This is a genomic window from Leisingera sp. CC-HEC096 (genome assembly GCF_059429235.1).
Genome location: NZ_JCAIJS010000001.1, coordinates 438597 through 458557, shown reverse-complemented (window position 1 = coordinate 458557; position 19961 = coordinate 438597). Strand labels below are relative to the sequence as shown.

The following is a 19961-nucleotide window of genomic DNA, read 5'->3' as shown; positions in this document are numbered from 1 at the left end:
AACGAATTTCCACTCATAGGGACAAAGACACCTTGACCGACACAACGCCTGTTCTGCAAATCCGCGGCCTGCACAAATCCTATGGTGAGCTGGAAGTGATCAAAGGCGTGGATATCACCGCCCACAAGGGCGATGTGGTTTCGCTGATCGGGTCTTCAGGGTCGGGCAAGTCTACGCTCTTGCGCTGCTGCAACCTGCTGGAGGACAGCCAGGAAGGCGAGATTCTGTTCAAGGGCGAACCGGTTACGTGGACCGGCCAGGGGCTCAACCGCCGCCCCTCCGACGCCAAGCAGATCCTGCGTATCCGTACAAACCTGAGCATGGTGTTCCAGCAGTTCAACCTGTGGGCCCACATGACCATTCTGCAGAACGTGATGGAGGCGCCGGTCACGGTGCTGGGCCGCGACAAGGCCGAAGTGGAGGAGAAAGCCCGCTATTACCTGACCAAGGTCGGCATTGGCGACAAATGCGATGTCTACCCAGCCCAGCTGTCGGGCGGCCAGCAGCAGCGTGCCGCGATTGCCCGCGCGCTTTGCATGGAACCTGAGGCGCTGCTGTTCGATGAACCCACCTCCGCGCTGGATCCGGAGCTGGAACAGGAAGTGATCAAGGTGATCAAGGACCTGGCTGCCGAAGGCCGCACCATGATGATCGTGACCCACGACATGAAAATGGCTGCTGATGTCTCCAGCCACGTGGTCTTTTTGCACCAGGGCTTGATCGAAGAAGAAGGCACCCCCGACGAAGTCTTTGGCGGCACCCGTTCTGAGCGGCTGCGTGCCTTCCTGTCCTCGACGCGCCACGCGCATTGAGCAATAACTAATAAATCCAAAAACCAAACCAAACGGGAGTAAACTCATGAAATCACTGATCCTTGGCACCGCCGCCCTGGCGCTGACCGCGGGCATGGGCCTGGCGGAAACAGTGCGCCTGGGCACCGAAGGCGCCTATGCGCCCTGGAACTTCGTCAACGACGCGGGCGAGATCGACGGTTTCGAGCGCGAGCTGGGCGACGAGCTGTGCAAGCGCGCCGAACTCACCTGCGAGTGGGTGAAGAACGACTGGGATTCGATCATTCCGAACCTGGTCTCCGGCAACTACGACACCATCATCGCCGGCATGTCGATCACCGACGAGCGGGACGAGGTCATTGACTTCACCCAGCCCTACACGCCGCCGGATCCGTCCGCCTATGTGGCCCAGGCGGCTGACGTCGATCTGGCATCCGGCGTGATCGCAGCCCAGGCCACCACCATCCAGGCCGCCTTCATCGCTGAGCAGGGCTGGACCCTGGTTGAGTTCGCCACCCCGGAAGAAACCGTCGCCGCTGTGCGCAACGGCGAAGCGGACGCGGTTCTGGCCGACAAGAGCTTCCTCGACACCGTGGTCGGCGACGATCTGGTGATGCTGGAGAAATCCGAATCGCTGGGCGGCGGCGTTGGCATGGGCTTCCGTGAATCGGATGCCGAACTGCGCGGCAAGTTCGACGCGGCGATCCAGTCGATGAAAGACGACGGCTCGCTGAACGAGCTGATCGCCAAGTGGGAAGTTTCCTCCCAGTGGTAATCTGATCCTGTTACAGGATCTTGCAGGCCCGCCGCCGCGGCGCGCGGGCCTCATTCATTCTCTTCCGGCAGGCACGCTGCCGGGCACGGCCGGAGAAAGACAGGCACCAACATGTTTTCCTATTGCACGGACCCGACCACGCTTGAAGGGCTGAGCTGGCTCAGCTGCTACCTGACCACAGGCAAGCATCTGAACCTCTATATCTCGGTTTTTGTGGTTCTGACCCTGCTGGCCATCACTGCCCCGGTTGCCCTGCTCTTCGGGTTTGGCGCTGCCAGCGCTGCCCGCTCCAAATTCCCGCCGCTGCGCTGGTTCGGCAAGGGCTACACCAGCATCGTGCGCGGCGTGCCGGACATTGCGTTTTTCCTGTTCTTCGTCATCGCGCTCGACCAGGCGTTCGAGTGGATGCGCCACAAGGTGAAATGCCCGGACTGGGATCAGCCGATCCGCCAGGGCATCGACTTTGTGGTCTGCGACGCGGCCAAGCTGCCGCTGTCGACCGCACCTCAGTGGGTGCATGAAACCTACGGCTTCTTCCTGGCGGTCCTCACCTTCTCGATCGTGTTCGGAGCCTTTGCCGCGAACGTTTTGTTTGGTGCCATGCGGGCCGTGCCGCGCGCCCAGATCGAAACCGCCGAAGCCTATGGAATGACCTCCCGCCAGGCGTTCTGGCGCATCCTGGTGCCGCAGATGTGGGTCTATGCGCTGCCGGGCCTGTCGAACCTGTGGATGGTGCTGATCAAGTCCACGCCGCTCTTGTTCCTGCTGGGGGTCGAGGACATCGTCTATTGGGCCCGTGAACTGGGCGGCACCAAGACCGCACGCTTCACGGACTACCCGCACCCGAACTGGCATGTCTGGTACTTTGCCGCGTTGCTGGTGTTCTACCTTTGCTTCACCAAAGTGTCCGAAGTGTTGCTGGACCGGATCATGAAGCGCCTGACAAAAGGCCAGGCCACTGCGGGCGGCGAAGCACAAAGAAAGGCAGCGGCATGAGTTGCGTTGAAACCATCCAGGCCTATGCCTTCCGATCCTTGGGTTTTGGCGAACGGCTGCTGCCGCGCGGCGAGTATACCCTGTGCGAGCATTTCACCCTGATCGGCTCAGGCCTGATCTGGAACGTCTACTTCGGCGCGTTGGCGCTGATGACCGGCTTTTTCCTGGCGGTTGCCCTGGCGGTCGGGAAATCCAGCCCCAACCCGCTGTGGCGCAAACCGGCGGAGTGGTTCATCTTCGTGTTCCGCGGCAGCCCGCTGTTCATCCAGTTTTTCTTTGCCTACGCATGCTTCCTGAGCCTCAAGAGCGTTTCGAGCTTCTTCGACCCGTTCACCTCGGCCTGGCTCGGGGCGCTGATCGTACTGTTCTGCAACACCGCCGCCTACTCGGGTGAAATCTTCTATGGCGCGCTGCTGTCGATCCCCAAAGGCGATATCGAGGCCGCGGATGCATACGGCATGACCGGCTGGACCCGGTTCCGCCGCATCACTTTCCCGACCATGCTGCGGCTGGCCTGGCCCGCCTACACCAACGAGGCGATTTTCTTGTTCCACGCCACCACGCTGGTGTTCTTCACCGGCTTTCCGGCCTGGCGGCAGCAGGGCGATGCGCTCTACTACGCCAGCTATTTCGCGGACAAGACCTTCAACCCGTTCATCCCCTACCCGATCCTGGCCTTCTACTTCATCCTGCTGACCTTGGTGATCATCGCCATTTTTGGCCTGGTGAATAAACGGCTGAACAAACACCTGCCCCAGGAACGGCGGAGAAAATTTCGCTTGCGTCCTAATCTGATCCGGTAGTATCCATTATTTGATCAAATTCAAAGCCCGGGTGTCTGACCGCAGAATCCTGCGAGTTCATGGGCAAATTCAAGGCTGCGTTGGATTATGATCAAAAAAATGGACCAGGGGTGATAAGCTGCCCCGGCCCTGCTGCGCCCCGTCCGGGGCGCTGGCGGCCGGCGGTGCCCCCGAAACCGTCAGGTGATTGGATGAAGAACTGGCTCAGGAAAAACCCGCATGTGCGCACCATCCGCGTTGCGGCGGCGGACATCAACGGTCAGGCCCGGGGCAAGCGTGTCCCTGCCCGCTTTGCCGACAAGGCGGTCGAGGAAGGCACCCGCTTTCCGCTGTCGGTTCTCAACCTGGACATCTGGGGCGAGGACATCGACGACAGCCCGCTGGTGTTCGAGAGCGGCGACGCCGACGGCGTGCTGAAGCCGACTGAGCGCGGCTTTGTGCCGATGCCCTGGCTGGAATCGCCCTCCGCTATGCTGCCGATCTGGATGTACCGCGAAGACGGCCGCCCCTATGACGGCGACCCGCGCCACGCGCTGCGCGCCGTGGTCGACCGCTACAAGGAACTGGGACTGACCCCGGTGGTTGCTGTGGAGCTGGAATTCTTCCTGATCGACGACAGCGGCAAGAACCTGCAGGTGCCGACCTCGCCACGATCCGGCAAACGCCGCAAGGCGGCGGAGACCATGTCGATCCGGGCGCTGGACCAGTTCGACACGTTCTTTACCGATCTCTATGACGCCTGCGAGGATATGGACATCCCCGCCGACACCGCGATTTCCGAGGCCGGCCTGGGCCAGTTCGAGATTAACCTGATGCACGGCCCCGATGCGCTGCGCGCCGCTGACGATGCCTGGCTGTTCAAGATGCTGGTCAAGGGGCTTGCCCGCCGCCACGGCTTTGCCGCCAGCTTCATGGCGAAACCGTATGAGGATTATGCGGGCAACGGCCTGCACACCCATTTCTCGGTGCTGGATCAGGACGGCAACAACATCTTTGACGATGGCGGCCCCAAGGGTACCGATGCGATGCGTCATGCCGTCGGCGGCTGCCTGAAGGCGATGAGCGATTCCACCCTGGTCTTCGCACCGCATGGCAACAGCTATGACCGCATGGTCCCGGGCGCCCACGCCCCCACCGGCATCTGCTGGGCCTATGAGAACCGCACCGCCGCCATCCGCGTGCCCTCCGGCAGCCCCAAGGCGCGCCGGATCGAGCACCGTTTTGCCGGCGGCGACGTGAACCCCTATCTTATGCTGACCGCCATCCTGGGTGCTGCGCTCTATGGGATCGAAAACAAGATCGAGCCCTCAGAGCCGATCACCGGCAACGCCTATGCGCTGGACCTGCCGCAGGTTCCCAACACCTGGCAAAGCGCCATTGACGCGTTCGAGAACTCGGACGTCATCCCGCATTTCTTCTCTGCCGAGATGATCCGCAACATGGTGCTGACCAAGCGGCAGGAGCTGCGCTACATGGAAGAACTCACCCCGGAAGAACGGGTCGAGATCTACTTGGATACGGTCTGACGGCCCCTTGCCCGCCGTCTCGGCGGCGGGCTACCGTCCCGCGCAGCGAATTCCTTCCAACTGGTGACTTATGAAAATCGGCATCCTGCAAACCGGCCACTCCCCCGAAGACCTGTATGAACCGTTCGGCGACTACGACGGCATGTTCCGCGACATGCTGGATGGCAACGGCTTCGAGTTTCAGACCTGGGCCGTGGTGGACGGCATCTTCCCGGACAGCCCGGAGGACGCCGACGGCTGGCTGATCACCGGGTCCAAGCATGGCGCCTATGAGGATCATGCCTGGATTGCACCGCTGGAGGACCTGATCCGCCAGATCCACGCGCACAAGCGGCCGCTGGCCGGGATCTGCTTTGGCCACCAGATCATCGCCCAGGCGCTTGGCGGCAAGGTTGCCAAGTTCGAAGGCGGCTGGGCGGTGGGCCGCGTCACCTACCAGGTGGACGGCAAGGACCTGACCCTCAACGCCTGGCACCAGGACCAGGTGGTGGAGCTGCCCGAAGGCGCGCGTGTGCTGGGCGGCAACGGCTTTTGCCGGAACGGCATCCTGGCCTATGGCGACCACATCATCTCCTGGCAGCCCCACCCCGAATTCCCCAGCGCCTTTGTTGGCGGCCTGATCGAAAAACGCGGGCGCGGCGTTGTGCCGGACGACTTGCTCGACCGGGCCGCCGCCGATCTGGACGCCCCCGTGGACAACCCCGAAATCGCAACCTTCCTCGCAGAGTTTTACAGGAAAGAGAGGACCTAATGTCAGCTTGGCTCGACGCCCTTCCCGAAGCAGCAAAAACCTATCTGGAGGGCCGTCGTCTCGACGAAGTTGAATGCGTTATCTCGGACCTTCCCGGTATCGCCCGGGGTAAGGCGGTACCGGCATCGAAGTTTGCAAAAACCGATTATTTCCATCTGCCGGACAGCATCTTCTACCAGACCATCACCGGGGACTGGGCCGATGCTGCGGATGACGACGGCTGGATTGAAAAGGACATGACGCTGAAGCCGGACATGTCCACGGCCACGGCCGCGCCCTGGACCGGCGACTGGACCCTGCAAGTGATCCACGATGCCTATGACCGGCACGACCAGCCGATCCCCTACAGCCCGCGCAATGTTCTGAAACGCGTGGTGCAGCTTTATCACGACAAGGGCTGGAAACCGGTTGTGGCGCCGGAAATGGAGTTCTTCCTGGTCGCGCGCAACATCGACCCGGCACACGAGATCAAGCCCATGATGGGCCGCTCCGGCCGCCCGGCAGCGGCGCGGCAGGCCTATTCGATGACCGCGGTGGACGAGTTCGGACCCGTTATCGACGACATCTATGATTTCGCCGAGCACCAGGGCTTTGAGATCGACGGCATCACCCAGGAAGGCGGCGCCGGCCAGCTGGAGATTAACCTGCGCCACGGCGACCCGGTCAAGCTGGCGGACGAGGTGTTCTACTTCAAACGGCTGATCCGCGAGGCGGCGCTGCGCCACGATTGCTTTGCCACCTTCATGGCCAAGCCGATCGAGGATGAGCCGGGGTCCGCCATGCACATCCACCACTCGATCCTGGATGTGGAAACCGGCGAGAACATCTTCTCCGGCCCGCAAGGCGGCGAAACGGATGCGTTCTATCACTTCATCGCCGGCTTGCAAAACCACCTGCCCGCGGGCCTGGCGGTGATGGCGCCCTACGTGAACTCCTACCGCCGCTACGTGAAGGACCACGCGGCGCCGATCAATCTGGAGTGGGCGCGCGACAACCGCACCACCGGCATCCGCATCCCGCTGTCCGGGCCAGAGGCGCGCCGGGTGGAGAACCGCATCGCCGGTATGGACTGCAACCCCTATCTGGGCATCGCGCTGTCGCTCGCCTGCGGCTATCTCGGCCTGATCAAGGAGGAACGCCCGCGCAAGCAGTTCAAGGGCGACGCCTATGAGGGCGAAGGCGATATCCCGCAGGTGATGGGCCAAGCGCTGGATCTGTTCGACGAGGCGACCGAGCTGCACGAAGTTCTGGGACCGGAATTTGCCCGCGTGTATTCCATCGTAAAACGCACGGAGTATGAGGAGTTCCTGCAGGTGATCTCGCCCTGGGAGCGCGAGCATCTGCTGATGAACGTCTGAAACTCCGGCGCTGCGCCACGGTGCAGCGCCCCTTTAATTGAGTATTTATGGAAAGATGAAGAGCAGGTGTCCCGCTTGGGAGCCCTGCTTCTGATGAGGTGCGCGATGGGGATGAACCTGCTCTATTCCAATGACCGCAAGGGCGAATATCCAGACAGCTGGTATGCGGCAACCGCTATTCCGATGGAGCGCTTTGCGGCGCTGGACGGTGAGGTAAAGGCAGATGTCTGTATCGTCGGCGGCGGCTATACCGGCCTGTCGGCGGCGCTGCATCTGGCTGAGGCCGGAATGTCCGTGGTGCTGCTGGAAGCGCAGCGCGTGGGCTTTGGCGCCTCGGGGCGCAACGGCGGCCAGCTCGGCAGCGGCCAGCGGATGGACCAGGAAGGGCTGGAAGCGCTGATGGGCGGGCCGGAGGCGCAGAAGCTCTGGCAACTGGGCGAGGACGCCAAGGACCTGGTTAAATCGCTGATCGCACGCCATGGCCAGGACTGCCATCTGAAGCCCGGCGTGGCCTGGACCGCCTTTTCCGAAAAGGAAGCGGCAGAGCTGCGCGACTATGGCCGCCACCTGCAGGACCAGTACGGCTACAGCAGCATTGAACTGCTCGACAAGGACGCCTGCTGGGCCATGTGCCCCTCGCCTGCTTATAAGGGCGGCATTCTGGATCATGGTGCGGGGCATCTGCATCCGTTGAACTATGCGTTCAGCCTGGCCCGCGCCGCCGCGGCAGCAGGTGCCGGGATTTTTGAAGGCAGCGAGGTTCTGGACATCCAGGAAGGCGCCAAGCTGCGCATCCGCACAGCGGGCGGCAGCGTCACTGCCGACCATCTGATCCTTGCCTGCAACGGCTACCTCGGCGGGTTGAACGGCCAGGTGGCGGCACGGGTGATGCCGATCAACAACTTCGTCGTGGCCACTGAGCCGCTGGGCGAGGACGCCGCCCGGGTTCTGACCCGCGACGTTGCCGTGGCCGATACCAAATTCGTGGTGAACTACTTCCGCCTCAGCCATGACAAGCGGCTGCTGTTCGGCGGCGGTGAGAGCTACGGCTACCGCTTCCCGTCAGATATCTCCGCCACGGTGCGCAAACCGATGACCGGGATCTTCCCGCATCTGAAAGACGTGCAAATCGACTACGCCTGGGGCGGCACCCTGGGCATTACCATGAAGCGGATGCCGTACCTGGCGCGGCTTGCGCCCAATGTGCTGACCGCCTCCGGCTATTCCGGACACGGCGTCGGCACCGCCACCCACGCGGGCCAGCTGATGGCGCAGGCGATCCAAGGGCAGGCCGAGGGGTTCAACACGATGGCCCGCGTCCCGACTCCGCGCTTCCCTGGCGGGCCGCGGATGCGCTCGCCGCTGCTGGTGCTGGCGATGACCTGGTTCGCCCTGCGCGACCGGATGGGAGTTTAAAGCCGGAGCCGCTGGGCCGGTTTCCGCGCAACTTCGCAACAATTCTGTGAAAACCCGCCGGGCGCGGCAATTTCCGCCGCGTCCGGTCTTGGCATCCGCAGCGCTTAGTTTTACATTTCTCAAAGCAACAATTCAGGATTTTGAAATATGGCCCTGCCGCCCAACGTTCATGACGCTGAACCCATTCCCGCAGCCGCCCGCGAGGCCATCGACGCTCTGATGCAGTCGGGCGACCTGTTCCGCTACACCGCGCCCGAAGATGCGCCGGTCACGCTGCTGGAACAGGAGTACGCGGAGCTTCTGGGCAGCAAATACGCGCTGGCGGTTTCTTCCTGCTCGGCAGCGCTGTTCCTGTCGCTGAAGGCGCTCGGCCTGCCGCGCGACGCCCGCGTGCTGATCCCTGCCTTCACCTTCGCCGCCGTGCCCTCCTCGGTCGTGCATGCAGACTGCGTGCCGGTGCTGTGCGAGGTGAGCGAAAACTACCGCGTCGATCTGGCGGATTTCGAAGCCAAGCTGGACAGCGTGCAGGCGGTGATCATCAGCCACATGCGCGGCCATACCTCTGACATGGACGCGATCATGGCGCTCTGCGATGCCCGTGGCATCCCGGTGGTCGAGGACGCGGCCCACTCGCTGGGCACCACCTGGAACGGGCGCAACATCGGCACCATCGGCAAGGTGGGCTGCTTCTCCTTCCAGTCCTACAAGATGGTCAACGCCGGCGAAGGCGGCATCCTGATCACCGACGACGCCGACCTGATCGCCCGCGCCGTGATCATGTCCGGCGCCTATGAGCACAACTGGAAAAAGCACAAGGGCCCGCACGGGGAAAACACCCCGGACCTGGCGCAGGCCTTTGCCAAGTGGCAGAACCAGCTGCCGCTTTATAACCTGCGGATGAGCAACCTTTCTGCTGCCGTAATCCGCCCGCAGTTGCCGGAACTGGCGCGCCGGGTGCGTGACGGTCTGGCCAATCACGACTACGTTGCTGAGCGGCTGAACGGCTCCCCCTTCATTGAAGTGCCCCAGCCGCTGGGCCCGGAACGCCGAGCGCCGGACTCGATCCAGTTCAACCTGGTGGGCCTCAGCGAGGAACAGACCCGCGCCTTTGCCGCCGCTGCCGAAGCCAAGGGCGTCAAGGTGCAGGTCTTTGGCCTGTCGACCGACAACGCCCGCGCCTTCTGGAACTGGCAGTTCCTGCGCGATGTGCCCGACCTGCCGCAGACCCGCGCCATGCTGATGAAGGCCTGCGACGTGCGCCTGCCCGTGCGCCTGACCCGCGCCGAGCTGGACGTGATCGCGGACATCCTGCTGGGTGCTGTTGAAAAAACCATGGGCAAGGCCGCTGCCTGAGACGCAGCCGGACCCTGACTGTTGCAGCCCCGGCCCTGCGCCGGGGCTTTTCATGATTGCAATCCTGGCTTGTGCCGTCCACCTTGCCGCCTATGAAAGCTCCCGCCAAATTCAAACGGCGCCCGGCAACCGCGCTGGTTGCCATGGCAAACTCCCTCAGCATGGGAGATGCCGTCCCCAAAGATGAACTGACCCAGATCATCAGCGCGGTTGTTTCGGACCGGGCGGAGCGGGCTGCGCTGCTGGCCGCCATCCGCGCATCCAATGACCCGGACAGCGGTCTGGCTGTGGCCGACCTGCTGACCGCATTCTCCAGCGAAGCCGCAGAGGCAGAGGCGCGCGCCCGCGACGCGGATCAGGTCATCGGCCAGTGGGCACAGCGGCTGGCAGCCGGCGCGCTGCTGGCGAGCTTTGGTGCGGCGATAGCCGGAACGGTCACCGGCGGGCCGGCCTTCGGCCTCACTTTGCTGTCGTTTTCGGGCTTCGTATTCGCAACGGCCTCCAGGATCGGCGGACGGGTGAAAATGCGCCGCCATGAACAGGCACGCAACAGCGCCGATTCCCTCGCCCGCCACGTCCTGGAAGCCGGCAAACTAAGGCAGGACGGGAAGTGATATGGAATTTTCAGCTTTCCTCGCCTATATTGTCAGTGCAACCGGAGAAACACATGTTTGAAGCCATGGGACTCGAAACAGTCATCGTCAGCACGATCATCGGCGCCTGCGCCCTGTCTTTTGGTGCCAGCGCTTATCTGTTCCTGCGCGCGCGTCCCGCGCCTGAGACAAAGAACCTGGACGAAATCGTCAAGAACGCCCCATATCACCGGCTGCACAACGTGCTGAAGGTTGAGGCCCGTTCCTCCTGATCCGCCCACCACACCAAAACCCGCAAGCGAGAAAAGCCCCCGCCGAACCGGACCGGGGGCTCTGTCATCTGCGCTAGCCGCTAAGCCTCACTTCATCTTGGACAGTTTTTCCTGCAGCGCCGCCAGCTGCTTTTTGATGTCGTCCAGATCCTCGCCGCCGCTTTCGGATTTTTCGTCCTCCTGCGCACCGCCGGTCCAGCCCGCGGCGCCAAAGCCGCCGGTCATCGCCTTCAGGAACGCCTCCTGCTGCGCCTTCACCGCCTCAAACCCTGGCATCTTAGACATCGGGTTCATCGCGTTCATGTTCTCCATCATCTTCGACTGGCTTTCGCGCAGCATGTCGAACGATGTCTGCAGGAACTGCGGCATCACCCCGCCGCCGGGGACCATGTAGCTGCGCACCAGATCGTTCAGCACGTTCACCGGCAGCACGTTCTCGCCGCGGCTTTCATGCTCGGCAATGATCTGCAGCAGGTACTGGCGGGTCAGGTCGTCACCGGTTTTCAGATCGACGATCTGCACCTCGCGGCCATCCCGGATAAACCCCGCGATATCTTCCAGCGTGACGTAATCGCTGGTCTCGGTGTTATACAGCCTGCGGCTTGCATACCTTTTGATCAGCAAGGGTTTGTCCTGTTCTGCCATGTGTTCCCTCCCCGGTCATGACGCATCGCAGCAAAGCCTATGCCACGGCAGAACAAAAGGGAAGCCTAAGCGCAGTTTCCGCAACATTAGTTCCCGTTAGAAATCCTGGTATAGAGCCGCTTCAGTCCTTGACCTGATCCTGACTTGAGCTTTTACAGATCTCTCCTGCACCGCAACCCGCAGCAGGAGCGTTTCCAAAGTGAAAGTTCTGATTCTCGGCGGCACTGGTTCCATTGGCACTGCCGTCACCCGGGAGCTGGTCCGCTATGGCCACCAAGTAACCGGTCTCAGCCGCTCCGCGGCCTCTGACCGCAATCTCGCAGCGATGGGCGCCCGCCCCCTGCGGGGAAATCTGCGCAGCCCCGGCACCTGGGTTCAGGAGGTCGCCAGAACTGATGCGCTGATCCAGCTCGCCGCGACCTTCAACGACGGGATGGCCGAGGCCGATACCACCGCCATTGCCGCCATTCTGGATCAAGCCGCTCTGCGGCCGGAACCGCTGCGGCTGATCTACACCGGCGGCTGCTGGCTGTATGGTGCCACCGGCAACCGGGTCGCGGATGAGACCAGCCCAATGCAGCCGATCAAGCCCTTTTCCTGGATGCAGGAAAACGGTGCGGCCGTACTGGCGTCCCCTGCCGTCTCTGCCGCGGTGGTGCATCCGGCAATGGTTTACCACGAAGACGGCGGCGCCTTCTTCCGTTACCTGGAGGCCGCCCGCGACGGCAGACCGTTCGAAATCTGGGGCAGCATCGCCACCCGCTGGCCGCTGGTTCACCGGGAGGATCTGGCCGGCGCCTACCGGCTGCTGCTGGAACAGCCGCAGCTCACCGGCCATTTCAACGCAAGCGCCGAGACCGGCGTGCCAGTGGCAGAGATCACTGGCGAGATCGCGCGCCGCCACGGGCATGATGCGTCCTATGTGGTGCGCAGCCTGAAACACGTGCTGATCAAATACGGCGCCTGGGCCGAGGGACCCACGCTGGATCAGCAGATGGCATCCGGCAAGCTGCGCCGTATGACCGGCTGGCAGGCGAGGCACCTGAACTTCCGGGGTTCGCGATTTTGACGCTAAAGCGCGCCAAATTGGACAAAAAGCAGAATTATTTGAAACTAAATAGCAACAAAAAATTCTCAATGTGATACAATTAACTCTAAGTCTTTCGAGTCTGTGGTACCGGGGAAAATGGCTGACCAAAGGGACAGGCAAAGACAAGCCGCCATTCTGATCGCTGACGTGGCCGGATACTCCGCCCTGGCTGAGGCGCGGGAATCCGAAACCATCGCGGCGGTCCGCGATCTTGGCAACCGTATCATCGCACCGGTTGCGCAAGAGCATGAAGGATGGCTTGTCAAAACGGTGGGGGACGGCTTCCTGCTTGAGTTCGGGACCGCTGTGCGGGCCGTCAAGGCGGCTCTGGCAATTGCCGCCAAAGCAGCCGCTTGGCGCAACGGCCCCCGCGGGCTGGGCTTGAGACTGAGGATGGGAATCCACGCGGGCAAGGTATTCCCGGCCGACGATGACCTGCTGGGCAATTGCGTAAATATCGCCGCCCGGCTGCAAAGCCTTTCCGCGCCCGGGGAAATCTGCATCTCAGGCACCGTGCATGAGCAGGTTCGCGGCAAGGTCGGCGCAGCTTTCGACGACTTGGGATTGCAGCAGGTCCGCAATATCTCCGAACCCGTCCGGATTTACCGCATAACAGGAAACTCCCTGCCGCCCCTGGATCCCGAAGGCCAATCGCCGGAAGCATCGGTGGCGGTGCTTCCCTTCGCCAATGCCAACCCCGCCAGCGCGGAAACCGAAGCCATTGCGCAAACTCTGACTGAGGACATCACCATTGGCCTCTCCCGGTTCCGGACGCTGCGCGTTGTATCCCGCAATGCGGCGCTGCGCTTTGCCGGCAGCACAGCCGGAGCATCCGTTGTGGCGGCCGAGCTTGGCGTGCGTTTTCTGGCTGAAGGCAGCGTCCGGCAGCTGCCCGGCAAACTGCGGGTCACTGTCACGCTTTCGGACGGTGCCAGCAGCGTGTCGCTGTGGAGCGGCCGTTATGACCGTGACGTCTCATCCGACTTCAGCCAGCAGGACGCCGTTGCCGGGCAGATCACCCAAACCCTCGCTGCGCAGCTCCAGTCCGTGGCAAGGCAAAAGTCAGCGGCGTATGCGGCCAAAGGCGGCAAGCCGACGGCGCGGGATCTTGTGATGCAGGCCAAATCCGTCGTTCTGGATTCCCGCAGCAGGCTGAAGCAGTGCCGTAAGCTGTACCAGCAGGCCTGCGATGCCGACTTTGGCAGCGCTGCGGCGTATTCCGGTCTGGCGCTGACCTATCTGGTGGAATGGATGAGCGGCTGGGGCCTGTCGGCAGAACTGACGCTGGACAAGGCCTTTCCGCTGCTGCGCCACGCCGCCCGGATAGATCCGCTAGACAGCGTTGCGCAGCGCCGGCTCGCCGTTATGCATCTGTGCAAGGGAAACTTCGCGCTGGCAGAGGACCACTTTCAGCGCGCCCTGATGCTCAATCCCAATGACACCGATGCAATGGCCTTCCGCGGGCTGTCCCTGGTCTATCAGGGCAGGCCGGAAAAAGCGCTGGAGGACCTGGATCAGGCGACAGCTCTGAATCCGTTCCACCCGACGTATTTCCACTGGTTCCGGGGGCTCGCGCTGTACATGTGCCGGGCCTATGATCCGGCTGTCTCCGAAGTGAACAAGGCGGTTGAGCTATTTCCGGGCTTCCCGGCACCGCACCGCCATCTGGCGGCTTGCTATGCTCAGCTGGGAGACCGGCCCGCTGCTGCGCGGGAATGCGGGCGCATTCTGGAACTTGAACCCAAATTCTCGATTGACCGCATCAGCAGGACGCTGCCCTTTGCCCGGGCGCAGGATCTGGAGCATTACTGCGATGGACTGCGCCAGGCCGGGCTGCCTGACTAACCGCCGGCATGACCCCTGAATCGCAAAAGGACAGGCCTTGCGGCCTGCCCTTCTTCACGGTCCGGCTCCGTCAGGGAGGAGAGCGAGGGCCGGTCCGCGGACGTTCTTACTTGGCGGTTGCCGAAGCTTTTTTCGCGGCCGTGGTCACCTCTTCGGTGGCCTTTTTCACGGCTGCGGTTGCCTCTTCGGACATGTCTTTGCCAGCTGCCATCATCAGTTCGACGGTTTCCATCTGAACCTTCTTGGCCACTTCAGCAAAGGCAGCCATGTTCTCGGCGGCCACTTCGGCGGAAGCGGAAGCAAAGTCGGTCGCGGCCTTGGCGTAGTCCGCCGGCTCTTCCTTGACCTTGGCGACATCGCTCAGCTTGGCGATGGTCTCTTTGGTCCACTTGTTCGAGATCTCGGCGGATTTGCCGGCAGCGTCCAGCGCAACGGCGGACAGCTTCTCGTTCAGGGCAGCGGTGCTTTTGAACGCGTCTTCCATGGCTTTGGTGTCAACCGGGAAGGCGCCCATGAAGTCTTTCATCATCGCGGTGAAGTCTTGGGTCTTTGCCATAGTTCTAATTCCTCAGAAAGCTGCAGCAGGACCATCCTGCGCTCTTAGCATGAGAGGAATATGCGTGCCGCACCGCAGCATTTCAAGGTTTTTTATGCTGCGGTGCAGAAAACTTTTGCAAACCCCGTGAAATCAATGGTTTGCCTTGACCTTCACATAGGAGCCCGGGGCCGGCATCAAAGAGGGATAGCCCGAATCCCCCACTTCACGCGCGGGAACCTGCTTGCCGGACCGCTTCTTGAGCCAGTCATTCCAGCGCGGCCACCAGGAGCCCTCGTGGTACTCCGCTCCGGCCATCCAGGCCTCGCTGTCTCCCTTCAGGTCGTCGTTGACGTAGTGGCCGTACTTCTTCTTGCTGGGCGGGTTGACGATGCCCGCAATATGGCCGGACTCCGACACAATGAAGCTCTTGCTGCGCGATGCCATCTGCTGCACCCCGTGGTAGCAGTCCTTCCAGCGGGCGATGTGGTCGGTCTCACAAGTGATCGACATCAGCGGCACGTCCACATCCTTGATGTGCAGCTTGTGGCCCATCAGCTCAAAGCCATCGCCGACGAATTCATTGTTCTGACACAGCCCCCGCAGGTACTGGATCGCCATCCGCCCCGGCAGGTTGGCACCATCGCCGTTCCAATAGAGCAGATCAAAGGCGGGCGGCGTCTCGCCCATCATGTAGCTTTTCACTGCCGGGCCATAGATCAGGTCCTTGGAACGCAGGAACGACATAGTCCGCGCAATCACCCATGACCGCAGCAGGCCCTCCTGCTCTACCTGGGCCTCGATCCCGTCGATAAAATCATTCTGCAGGAATGGCGTGAATTCGCCTTGGTCGCCGAAATCGGTCAGCGTGGTGAAAAAGGTCGCCGATTTCACCGATTTGTCGCCGCGCTGTTTCAGCAGCGACAGCGTCAGGCTCAGAGTGGTGCCGGCGATGCAGTATCCCACCGCATTGACCTGATCGACCTTGCAGACCTCCTTGGCGGTTTCAATCGCGGCCAGGAAGCCTTCCTGAATATAATCCTCCATCCCCACATCGGAGTGGCTCGCATCGGCGTTGACCCAGGACACCACGAACAGCGTATAGCCTTGCTCGGTCACCCACTTGATCAGGCTGTTCTGTGCCTTGAGGTCGAGGATGTAAAACTTGTTGATCCAGGGCGGGAACAGAACAATGGGGGTTTCATGCACCGTCTCCGTCACCGGTTTGTACTGGATCAGCTCCATCATCCGGTTGCGGTAGATCACGTCGCCGGGGGTGGTGGCGATATTGCCGCCGAGCTCGAACGCGCTCTCGTCCGCCAAACGCACCACGAGCTCGCCGTTGTTGGCCTCCAGGTCCGTAACCAGGTTCTCCAGCCCGTCGATCAGCGACTGGCCTTCCGTCTCAATCGCCTTCTCCAGCGCATCGGGGTTGGTCGGCAGAAAATTGGTCGGCGACATCATTTCGATGATCTGATCGGCAAAGTAGCTCAGCCGCTGCTTGTCTTTGCCATCCATCTCACCAGCACTCTGCACCGCCTTGCGGATCGCTTCGGCGTTGGTCAGGTACTGCTGTTTGACATAGTTGAAGTACGGGCTGCTTTGCCACAGCGGATTCGAAAAACGGCGGTCCTTGGGGCCGCCGTCATCCGTGCTGTCCATTTGCCCTGCCAGAGCTTTCTGCGCTTCGGCGAAATTCAGCACAGACTTGCTCCAGAATTCGAGCTGATGCTCCAGGAGTTTGGCAGGGTTCTGCATAGCTTCCGTCCAATAGGCGGTTGCTGCGCGCGCATAAAGTTCTTGATTCGGGCCATCCAGCGCCGGGTTATGCGGCACCTTCCGGGACATGACTTCGGCCAGGCGCTTGCTCAGCTCCTCGACACGGCTCATATTTTCCTTAAGTTTTTCAAAGCTCTCAGAATTGGACGTTGCGGATACTTCGTCACTAGTTGTCATATAAAGGAATCCCTCATAGGCTTTCTGCTATGCAGAATACTCTTCTGCAGAAGGCAGGGCAAAGCGGCGATTGGTCCGATGTTCCGGATTTTCTGGTCCGACGACTCGGGGACAGAGCCCGAAGGAGACGCGTATGCGATACATGATGACCTACGACCTGATGGAGACCGTCCGGAACACCAACCAATGGCTGGGCGCAACCGCCCTCTCCATGGCATCTTACCCGGTCTTTTCCGCCTTGCCAAATCCGGCGCTCAGCTGGATGGCCGCCTGGGGCGAAGTAACCGAACGCACCTACCAGCGGATGGTGGTGAAGCCTGACTGGGGCATCCGCACCTTCACCTGCGAAGACGGCAAGGACCATCTGGTCGACATCACCACCGTGGTCGAGCGCCCCTTTGGCGACCTGATCCATTTCAAGGTCAACGGCCGCGAGGAACAGCCCCGCAAAGTGCTGCTGGTTGCCCCGATGTCCGGCCATTACGCCACCCTCCTGCGGTCCACCGTCAAAAGCTTGCTGGTGAACTGTGAAGTCTATGTGACGGACTGGCACAACGCCCGCGACATCCCTGTTTCCGCAGGAAAATTCGATATCGAGGACTATACGCTCTACCTCGTCGATTTCATGCGGGAGCTGGGCCCCGACACCCATGTCGTCGCAGTCTGCCAGCCGGTGCCGCTGACGCTCGCCGCCACCGCCTACCTGGCGGAGCGCGACCCCAAGGCGCAGCCGTCCTCGCTGACCCTGATCGGCGGCCCGGTGGACCCGGACGCGACCCCGACGGAGGTCACCGACTTCGGCCGCCGCGTCACCATGGGCCAGCTGGAGGAGACCATGATCCAGCAGGTCGGCTTCAAATACCCCGGCGTCGGCCGCAAGGTCTACCCGGGCCTGCTGCAGCTTGCGTCCTTCATGTCGATGAACGGCGAGCGCCACACCAAGGCGTTCCTGGACCAGATCCAGCGTGTCTCCCGCGGGGAGGCCTCGGATCACGACGCCCACAACCGTTTCTATGACGAATACCTGGCGGTGATGGACATGACCGCGGAATTCTACCTTTCGACGGTCGAGCGCGTTTTCAAGAACCGCGAGATTGCGCGCAACGATTTCACCGTCAACGGCCACAAGGTCGATTTCAGCAAGATCACCGATGTGGCGGTCAAGACAGTCGAGGGCGCCAAGGACGATATCTCCGCCCCCGGCCAATGCGTCGCGGCGCTGGGCCTCTGCACAGGCCTGCCGGACAGCAAGAAAGCCAGCCACGTGGAGCCGGGCGCGGGCCACTACGGTATCTTCGCGGGCCGCAGCTGGCGCGACAACATCCGGCCGCTGGTGATCGACTTCATGAACGCCAACAGCCGCAGCAAGCCGGCCCGCAAGCCGGCCAACAAGAACACGGCCGCCTGACGGGATGAGTGGCGGGCTGGCATTTTCCTGCAAATGCGGGACCTTGCGCGGCGAAGTTTCAGCAGCGGGTGTCAAAGGCGGCACCCGCGTTGTCTGCTACTGCGCCGACTGCCGCGCCAATGAGCTGTACCACGGCCAGCCGGATCCGGCCCCGGATCCGGTCGACCTGTTCCAGCTCTCGCCCGACACCATCACCATCACCCAAGGGGCGGAACAGCTGAGGGCGATCCGCCTGGGCCGCCGCGGCCCCTTGCGGTGGTACGCCGCCTGCTGCGGCACGCCGTTTGCCAATACACTCGCCAAGCCCGGCCTGCCGTTTGCCGGTATGCGCTCAGATCTGTTCCAGGACAAATCCGCCTTGGGCAAGATCCGCGCCAGGTCCTTCATGCCCGTCCCCGGCAAGCAGTCCAGAACCAAGGGCGGCAGCACCATGGCCTGGGGCATCCTCAGCCGGATGATTACTGCCCGGTTGTCGGGCCGCTGGAAAGACACGCCATTCTTTGATGCGGAAACCGGCAAACCGGTGGCCGAGCCTGAGTTGCTCAGCAAGGCGCAGCGCGCCGCCCTCTACCCCTAGGCCGGCACTGCCAGCCAGTGCAGCAGCGCCCGGTTCACTGCATCGGGCGCCTCCAGCACCGGGAAATGCCCCGCCTCCGGAATGATCTCCAGCCGCGCGTGCGGGATCAGCTGCGCCAGCAACTCCTGCTTGGCAGGCGGCACGATCGTGTCATGCTCCCCCGCCAGCACCAGCGTCGGCATATGCACCCGCCGCATCGTCGCCTGCTGGTCAGACCGCCGCTGCAGAGCGCGCGCTTGCGCCACATACAGCTCCGGCCCCAGTTCCATTCCCATGTGGCAGAACAGGTTGTGCACCTCCAGCCGCGACGGTCCCGGCGCCAGCGCCTCCATCGGCAGCGTCCCGCGCAGCACGTCCTCCAGACGTCCGGCACGTGCCGCAATGATCTGCGGCTCCCGGTCGGCGGCCTGCTCCGGCGTCTCCGCCAGCGGACTCGCCCCCATCAGGCACAGGCGGCTGATCCGCTCCGGTGCCCGGCGCACCAGCTCCATCGCCAGGATCCCGCCCATCGACAGCCCCGCCAGGCAAAAGCGCGGCGGCAGGTGGCTCAGCATCCGGGCAGCAATCTTCTCTACCGTGTCGCCGCCCGCCAGCGGCAGCACCATCACCGGCATACTGCCGGAAAACGTTCTGATCTGAGCTTCAAATATCCGGCCGTCGCACATCATCCCCGGCAGCAGAACCAATGGTTCGCGGCTCGGTTGCTGGTCATAAGGCATATCCTGCCCTCGCGGTTTGCCTGCCACCCGTCGCCTTCACTGTGCGGAGAGCCGGCTGCGGGATCAAGAAAAACCTCACGGCGACAGGCAATCCTCAAGCTGCTGCCGCCGCCACGCCACGCTCAGTAGCCGTTCCAGCGAAAGGCGCCATTCTCCGCCAGCGGAGAAAACGGGTTGAAGGCGATCTCCCAGATATGCCCGTCCGGGCTGCGGAAATAGCCGTGATGGCCGCCCCAGAACACGTCCTGCGCCGGTTTCAGAATTTCCGCGCCGGCAGCCTCGGCCGCCGCCAGCAGGTCCGCCACGTCCTGCTTGCTGCGGGTGTTGTGGCTCAGCGTCACGGCGCCAGTGCCCAGTTCCCCCTCCGGCACACCGATATCCGCGGCCAGCGCCGCCAGCGGGTACAGCCCCAGCGTCTGGGAAATCAGGTCAAAGGCGATCACCCCGTCCGGGCTGTCCGCCCGCTGCCAGCCCAAAGCCTCATAGAAGGCCGCAGCCTTCTCCATGTCCGGCACCCCCAGCGTGATCAGGCTTACCCTTTGATCCATCCTT

Annotated in this window: 20 protein-coding genes; 15 read left to right on the top strand and 5 right to left on the bottom strand. The window is 62.5% G+C overall.

Annotation, left to right across the window (positions count from 1 at the left end; genetic code table 11):
- Positions 1-32 precede the first annotated feature (32 nt).
- The 11 genes from AC5STI_RS02280 to AC5STI_RS02230 all read left to right on the top strand — a co-directional run bounded on the left by AC5STI_RS02280 (position 33) and on the right by AC5STI_RS02230 (position 10634).
- A complete protein-coding gene (locus AC5STI_RS02280; protein ID WP_475051155.1) occupies positions 33-812 on the top strand; it encodes an ABC transporter ATP-binding protein in 780 nt (259 codons plus the stop codon).
- 46 nt (positions 813-858) lie between these two features.
- Positions 859-1566, top strand: coding sequence for a transporter substrate-binding domain-containing protein (locus AC5STI_RS02275; protein WP_495445436.1), 708 nt, complete (start codon positions 859-861; stop codon positions 1564-1566).
- A 111-nt stretch (positions 1567-1677) separates the two neighbouring features.
- Positions 1678-2562 (top strand): ABC transporter permease, encoded by an 885-nt coding sequence (locus tag AC5STI_RS02270; protein ID WP_475051151.1) that lies wholly within the window; start codon positions 1678-1680, stop codon positions 2560-2562.
- On the top strand, positions 2559-3365 hold the full coding sequence (locus AC5STI_RS02265) for an ABC transporter permease (RefSeq protein WP_475051150.1): 807 nt from the start codon (positions 2559-2561) through the stop codon (positions 3363-3365). The genes AC5STI_RS02270 and AC5STI_RS02265 overlap by 4 nt, the downstream gene beginning before the upstream one ends.
- A 191-nt stretch (positions 3366-3556) precedes the next feature.
- Positions 3557-4891 carry a glutamine synthetase family protein gene (locus tag AC5STI_RS02260; protein WP_490398505.1) on the top strand — a complete coding sequence of 445 codons (1335 nt, stop codon included), beginning with the start codon at positions 3557-3559 and terminating at the stop codon, positions 4889-4891.
- Between the two features lie 70 nt (positions 4892-4961).
- Positions 4962-5642, top strand: a complete 681-nt coding sequence (locus AC5STI_RS02255) for a type 1 glutamine amidotransferase (protein ID WP_475051147.1) — start codon at positions 4962-4964, stop codon at positions 5640-5642.
- Positions 5642-7000, top strand: a complete 1359-nt coding sequence (locus AC5STI_RS02250) for a glutamine synthetase family protein (protein WP_495445435.1) — start codon at positions 5642-5644, stop codon at positions 6998-7000. Before AC5STI_RS02255 ends, AC5STI_RS02250 begins: the two co-directional genes overlap by 1 nt.
- 105 nt (positions 7001-7105) lie before the next feature.
- Positions 7106-8416: an NAD(P)/FAD-dependent oxidoreductase gene (locus tag AC5STI_RS02245; RefSeq protein WP_495445434.1), complete on the top strand. Its 1311-nt coding sequence runs from the start codon at positions 7106-7108 to the stop codon at positions 8414-8416.
- A 147-nt stretch (positions 8417-8563) separates the two neighbouring features.
- Complete coding sequence (locus AC5STI_RS02240) at positions 8564-9769, top strand: DegT/DnrJ/EryC1/StrS family aminotransferase (RefSeq protein ID WP_495445433.1); 1206 nt, start codon at positions 8564-8566, stop codon at positions 9767-9769.
- A gap of 92 nt (positions 9770-9861) precedes the next feature.
- Positions 9862-10383: a hypothetical protein gene (locus AC5STI_RS02235; protein WP_495445432.1), complete on the top strand. Its 522-nt coding sequence runs from the start codon at positions 9862-9864 to the stop codon at positions 10381-10383.
- Positions 10384-10448: 65 nt separating this feature from the next.
- On the top strand, positions 10449-10634 hold the full coding sequence (locus tag AC5STI_RS02230; protein ID WP_495445431.1) for a hypothetical protein: 186 nt from the start codon (positions 10449-10451) through the stop codon (positions 10632-10634).
- 87 nt (positions 10635-10721) lie between these two features.
- Here AC5STI_RS02230 and phaR read toward each other — a convergent pair whose 3' ends face one another.
- On the bottom strand, positions 10722-11279 hold the full coding sequence (gene phaR / locus AC5STI_RS02225; protein ID WP_475051138.1) for a polyhydroxyalkanoate synthesis repressor PhaR: 558 nt from the start codon (positions 11277-11279) through the stop codon (positions 10722-10724).
- Between the two features lie 199 nt (positions 11280-11478).
- Here phaR and AC5STI_RS02220 point away from each other — a divergent pair, with 199 nt between their 5' ends.
- Complete coding sequence (locus tag AC5STI_RS02220; protein WP_495445430.1) at positions 11479-12348, top strand: NAD-dependent epimerase/dehydratase family protein; 870 nt, start codon at positions 11479-11481, stop codon at positions 12346-12348.
- Between the two features lie 117 nt (positions 12349-12465).
- Positions 12466-14214 carry a tetratricopeptide repeat protein gene (locus tag AC5STI_RS02215; RefSeq protein WP_495445429.1) on the top strand — a complete coding sequence of 583 codons (1749 nt, stop codon included), beginning with the start codon at positions 12466-12468 and terminating at the stop codon, positions 14212-14214.
- Positions 14215-14320: 106 nt separating this feature from the next.
- Here the strand turns inward: AC5STI_RS02215 and AC5STI_RS02210 are convergent, their stop codons facing one another.
- Together AC5STI_RS02210 and AC5STI_RS02205 are read right to left on the bottom strand one after the other, a co-directional pair.
- Positions 14321-14770 carry a phasin family protein gene (locus tag AC5STI_RS02210; protein WP_495445428.1) on the bottom strand — a complete coding sequence of 150 codons (450 nt, stop codon included), beginning with the start codon at positions 14768-14770 and terminating at the stop codon, positions 14321-14323.
- A 132-nt stretch (positions 14771-14902) separates the two neighbouring features.
- Positions 14903-16705, bottom strand: a complete 1803-nt coding sequence (locus tag AC5STI_RS02205; protein ID WP_495445427.1) for a PHA/PHB synthase family protein — start codon at positions 16703-16705, stop codon at positions 14903-14905.
- 133 nt (positions 16706-16838) lie between these two features.
- Between AC5STI_RS02205 and phaZ the strand changes: the two genes are divergently transcribed.
- Both phaZ and AC5STI_RS02195 read left to right on the top strand, forming a co-directional pair.
- On the top strand, positions 16839-18113 hold the full coding sequence (phaZ, locus tag AC5STI_RS02200; protein ID WP_475051131.1) for a polyhydroxyalkanoate depolymerase: 1275 nt from the start codon (positions 16839-16841) through the stop codon (positions 18111-18113).
- Between the two features lie 4 nt (positions 18114-18117).
- Positions 18118-18690, top strand: coding sequence for a DUF6151 family protein (locus AC5STI_RS02195; RefSeq protein ID WP_495445426.1), 573 nt, complete (start codon positions 18118-18120; stop codon positions 18688-18690).
- Here AC5STI_RS02195 and AC5STI_RS02190 read toward each other — a convergent pair.
- Both AC5STI_RS02190 and AC5STI_RS02185 read right to left on the bottom strand, forming a co-directional pair.
- Positions 18687-19409 carry an alpha/beta fold hydrolase gene (locus tag AC5STI_RS02190; protein WP_475051129.1) on the bottom strand — a complete coding sequence of 241 codons (723 nt, stop codon included), beginning with the start codon at positions 19407-19409 and terminating at the stop codon, positions 18687-18689. The genes AC5STI_RS02195 and AC5STI_RS02190 overlap by 4 nt on opposite strands.
- 122 nt (positions 19410-19531) lie before the next feature.
- Positions 19532-19957 (bottom strand): VOC family protein, encoded by a 426-nt coding sequence (locus AC5STI_RS02185; RefSeq protein WP_495445425.1) that lies wholly within the window; start codon positions 19955-19957, stop codon positions 19532-19534.
- Positions 19958-19961: the final 4 nt, after the last annotated feature.

Bases quoted from the DNA above. Each gene is read 5' to 3' on its own strand.
- AC5STI_RS02275 (WP_495445436.1), top strand. From the start codon at position 859: ATGAAATCACTGATCCTTGGCACCGCCGCCCTGGCGCTGACCGCGGGC.
- AC5STI_RS02270 (WP_475051151.1), top strand. From the start codon at position 1,678: ATGTTTTCCTATTGCACGGACCCGACCACGCTTGAAGGGCTGAGCTGG.
- AC5STI_RS02265 (WP_475051150.1), top strand. From the start codon at position 2,559: ATGAGTTGCGTTGAAACCATCCAGGCCTATGCCTTCCGATCCTTGGGT.
- AC5STI_RS02260 (WP_490398505.1), top strand. From the start codon at position 3,557: ATGAAGAACTGGCTCAGGAAAAACCCGCATGTGCGCACCATCCGCGTT.
- AC5STI_RS02255 (WP_475051147.1), top strand. From the start codon at position 4,962: ATGAAAATCGGCATCCTGCAAACCGGCCACTCCCCCGAAGACCTGTAT.
- AC5STI_RS02250 (WP_495445435.1), top strand. From the start codon at position 5,642: ATGTCAGCTTGGCTCGACGCCCTTCCCGAAGCAGCAAAAACCTATCTG.
- AC5STI_RS02245 (WP_495445434.1), top strand. From the start codon at position 7,106: ATGGGGATGAACCTGCTCTATTCCAATGACCGCAAGGGCGAATATCCA.
- AC5STI_RS02240 (WP_495445433.1), top strand. From the start codon at position 8,564: ATGGCCCTGCCGCCCAACGTTCATGACGCTGAACCCATTCCCGCAGCC.
- AC5STI_RS02235 (WP_495445432.1), top strand. From the start codon at position 9,862: ATGAAAGCTCCCGCCAAATTCAAACGGCGCCCGGCAACCGCGCTGGTT.
- AC5STI_RS02230 (WP_495445431.1), top strand. From the start codon at position 10,449: ATGGGACTCGAAACAGTCATCGTCAGCACGATCATCGGCGCCTGCGCC.
- phaR (WP_475051138.1), bottom strand. From the start codon at position 11,279: ATGGCAGAACAGGACAAACCCTTGCTGATCAAAAGGTATGCAAGCCGC.
- AC5STI_RS02215 (WP_495445429.1), top strand. From the start codon at position 12,466: ATGGCTGACCAAAGGGACAGGCAAAGACAAGCCGCCATTCTGATCGCT.
- AC5STI_RS02210 (WP_495445428.1), bottom strand. From the start codon at position 14,770: ATGGCAAAGACCCAAGACTTCACCGCGATGATGAAAGACTTCATGGGC.
- AC5STI_RS02205 (WP_495445427.1), bottom strand. From the start codon at position 16,705: ATGACAACTAGTGACGAAGTATCCGCAACGTCCAATTCTGAGAGCTTT.
- phaZ (WP_475051131.1), top strand. From the start codon at position 16,839: ATGCGATACATGATGACCTACGACCTGATGGAGACCGTCCGGAACACC.
- AC5STI_RS02195 (WP_495445426.1), top strand. From the start codon at position 18,118: ATGAGTGGCGGGCTGGCATTTTCCTGCAAATGCGGGACCTTGCGCGGC.
- AC5STI_RS02190 (WP_475051129.1), bottom strand. From the start codon at position 19,409: ATGCCTTATGACCAGCAACCGAGCCGCGAACCATTGGTTCTGCTGCCG.
- AC5STI_RS02185 (WP_495445425.1), bottom strand. From the start codon at position 19,957: ATGGATCAAAGGGTAAGCCTGATCACGCTGGGGGTGCCGGACATGGAG.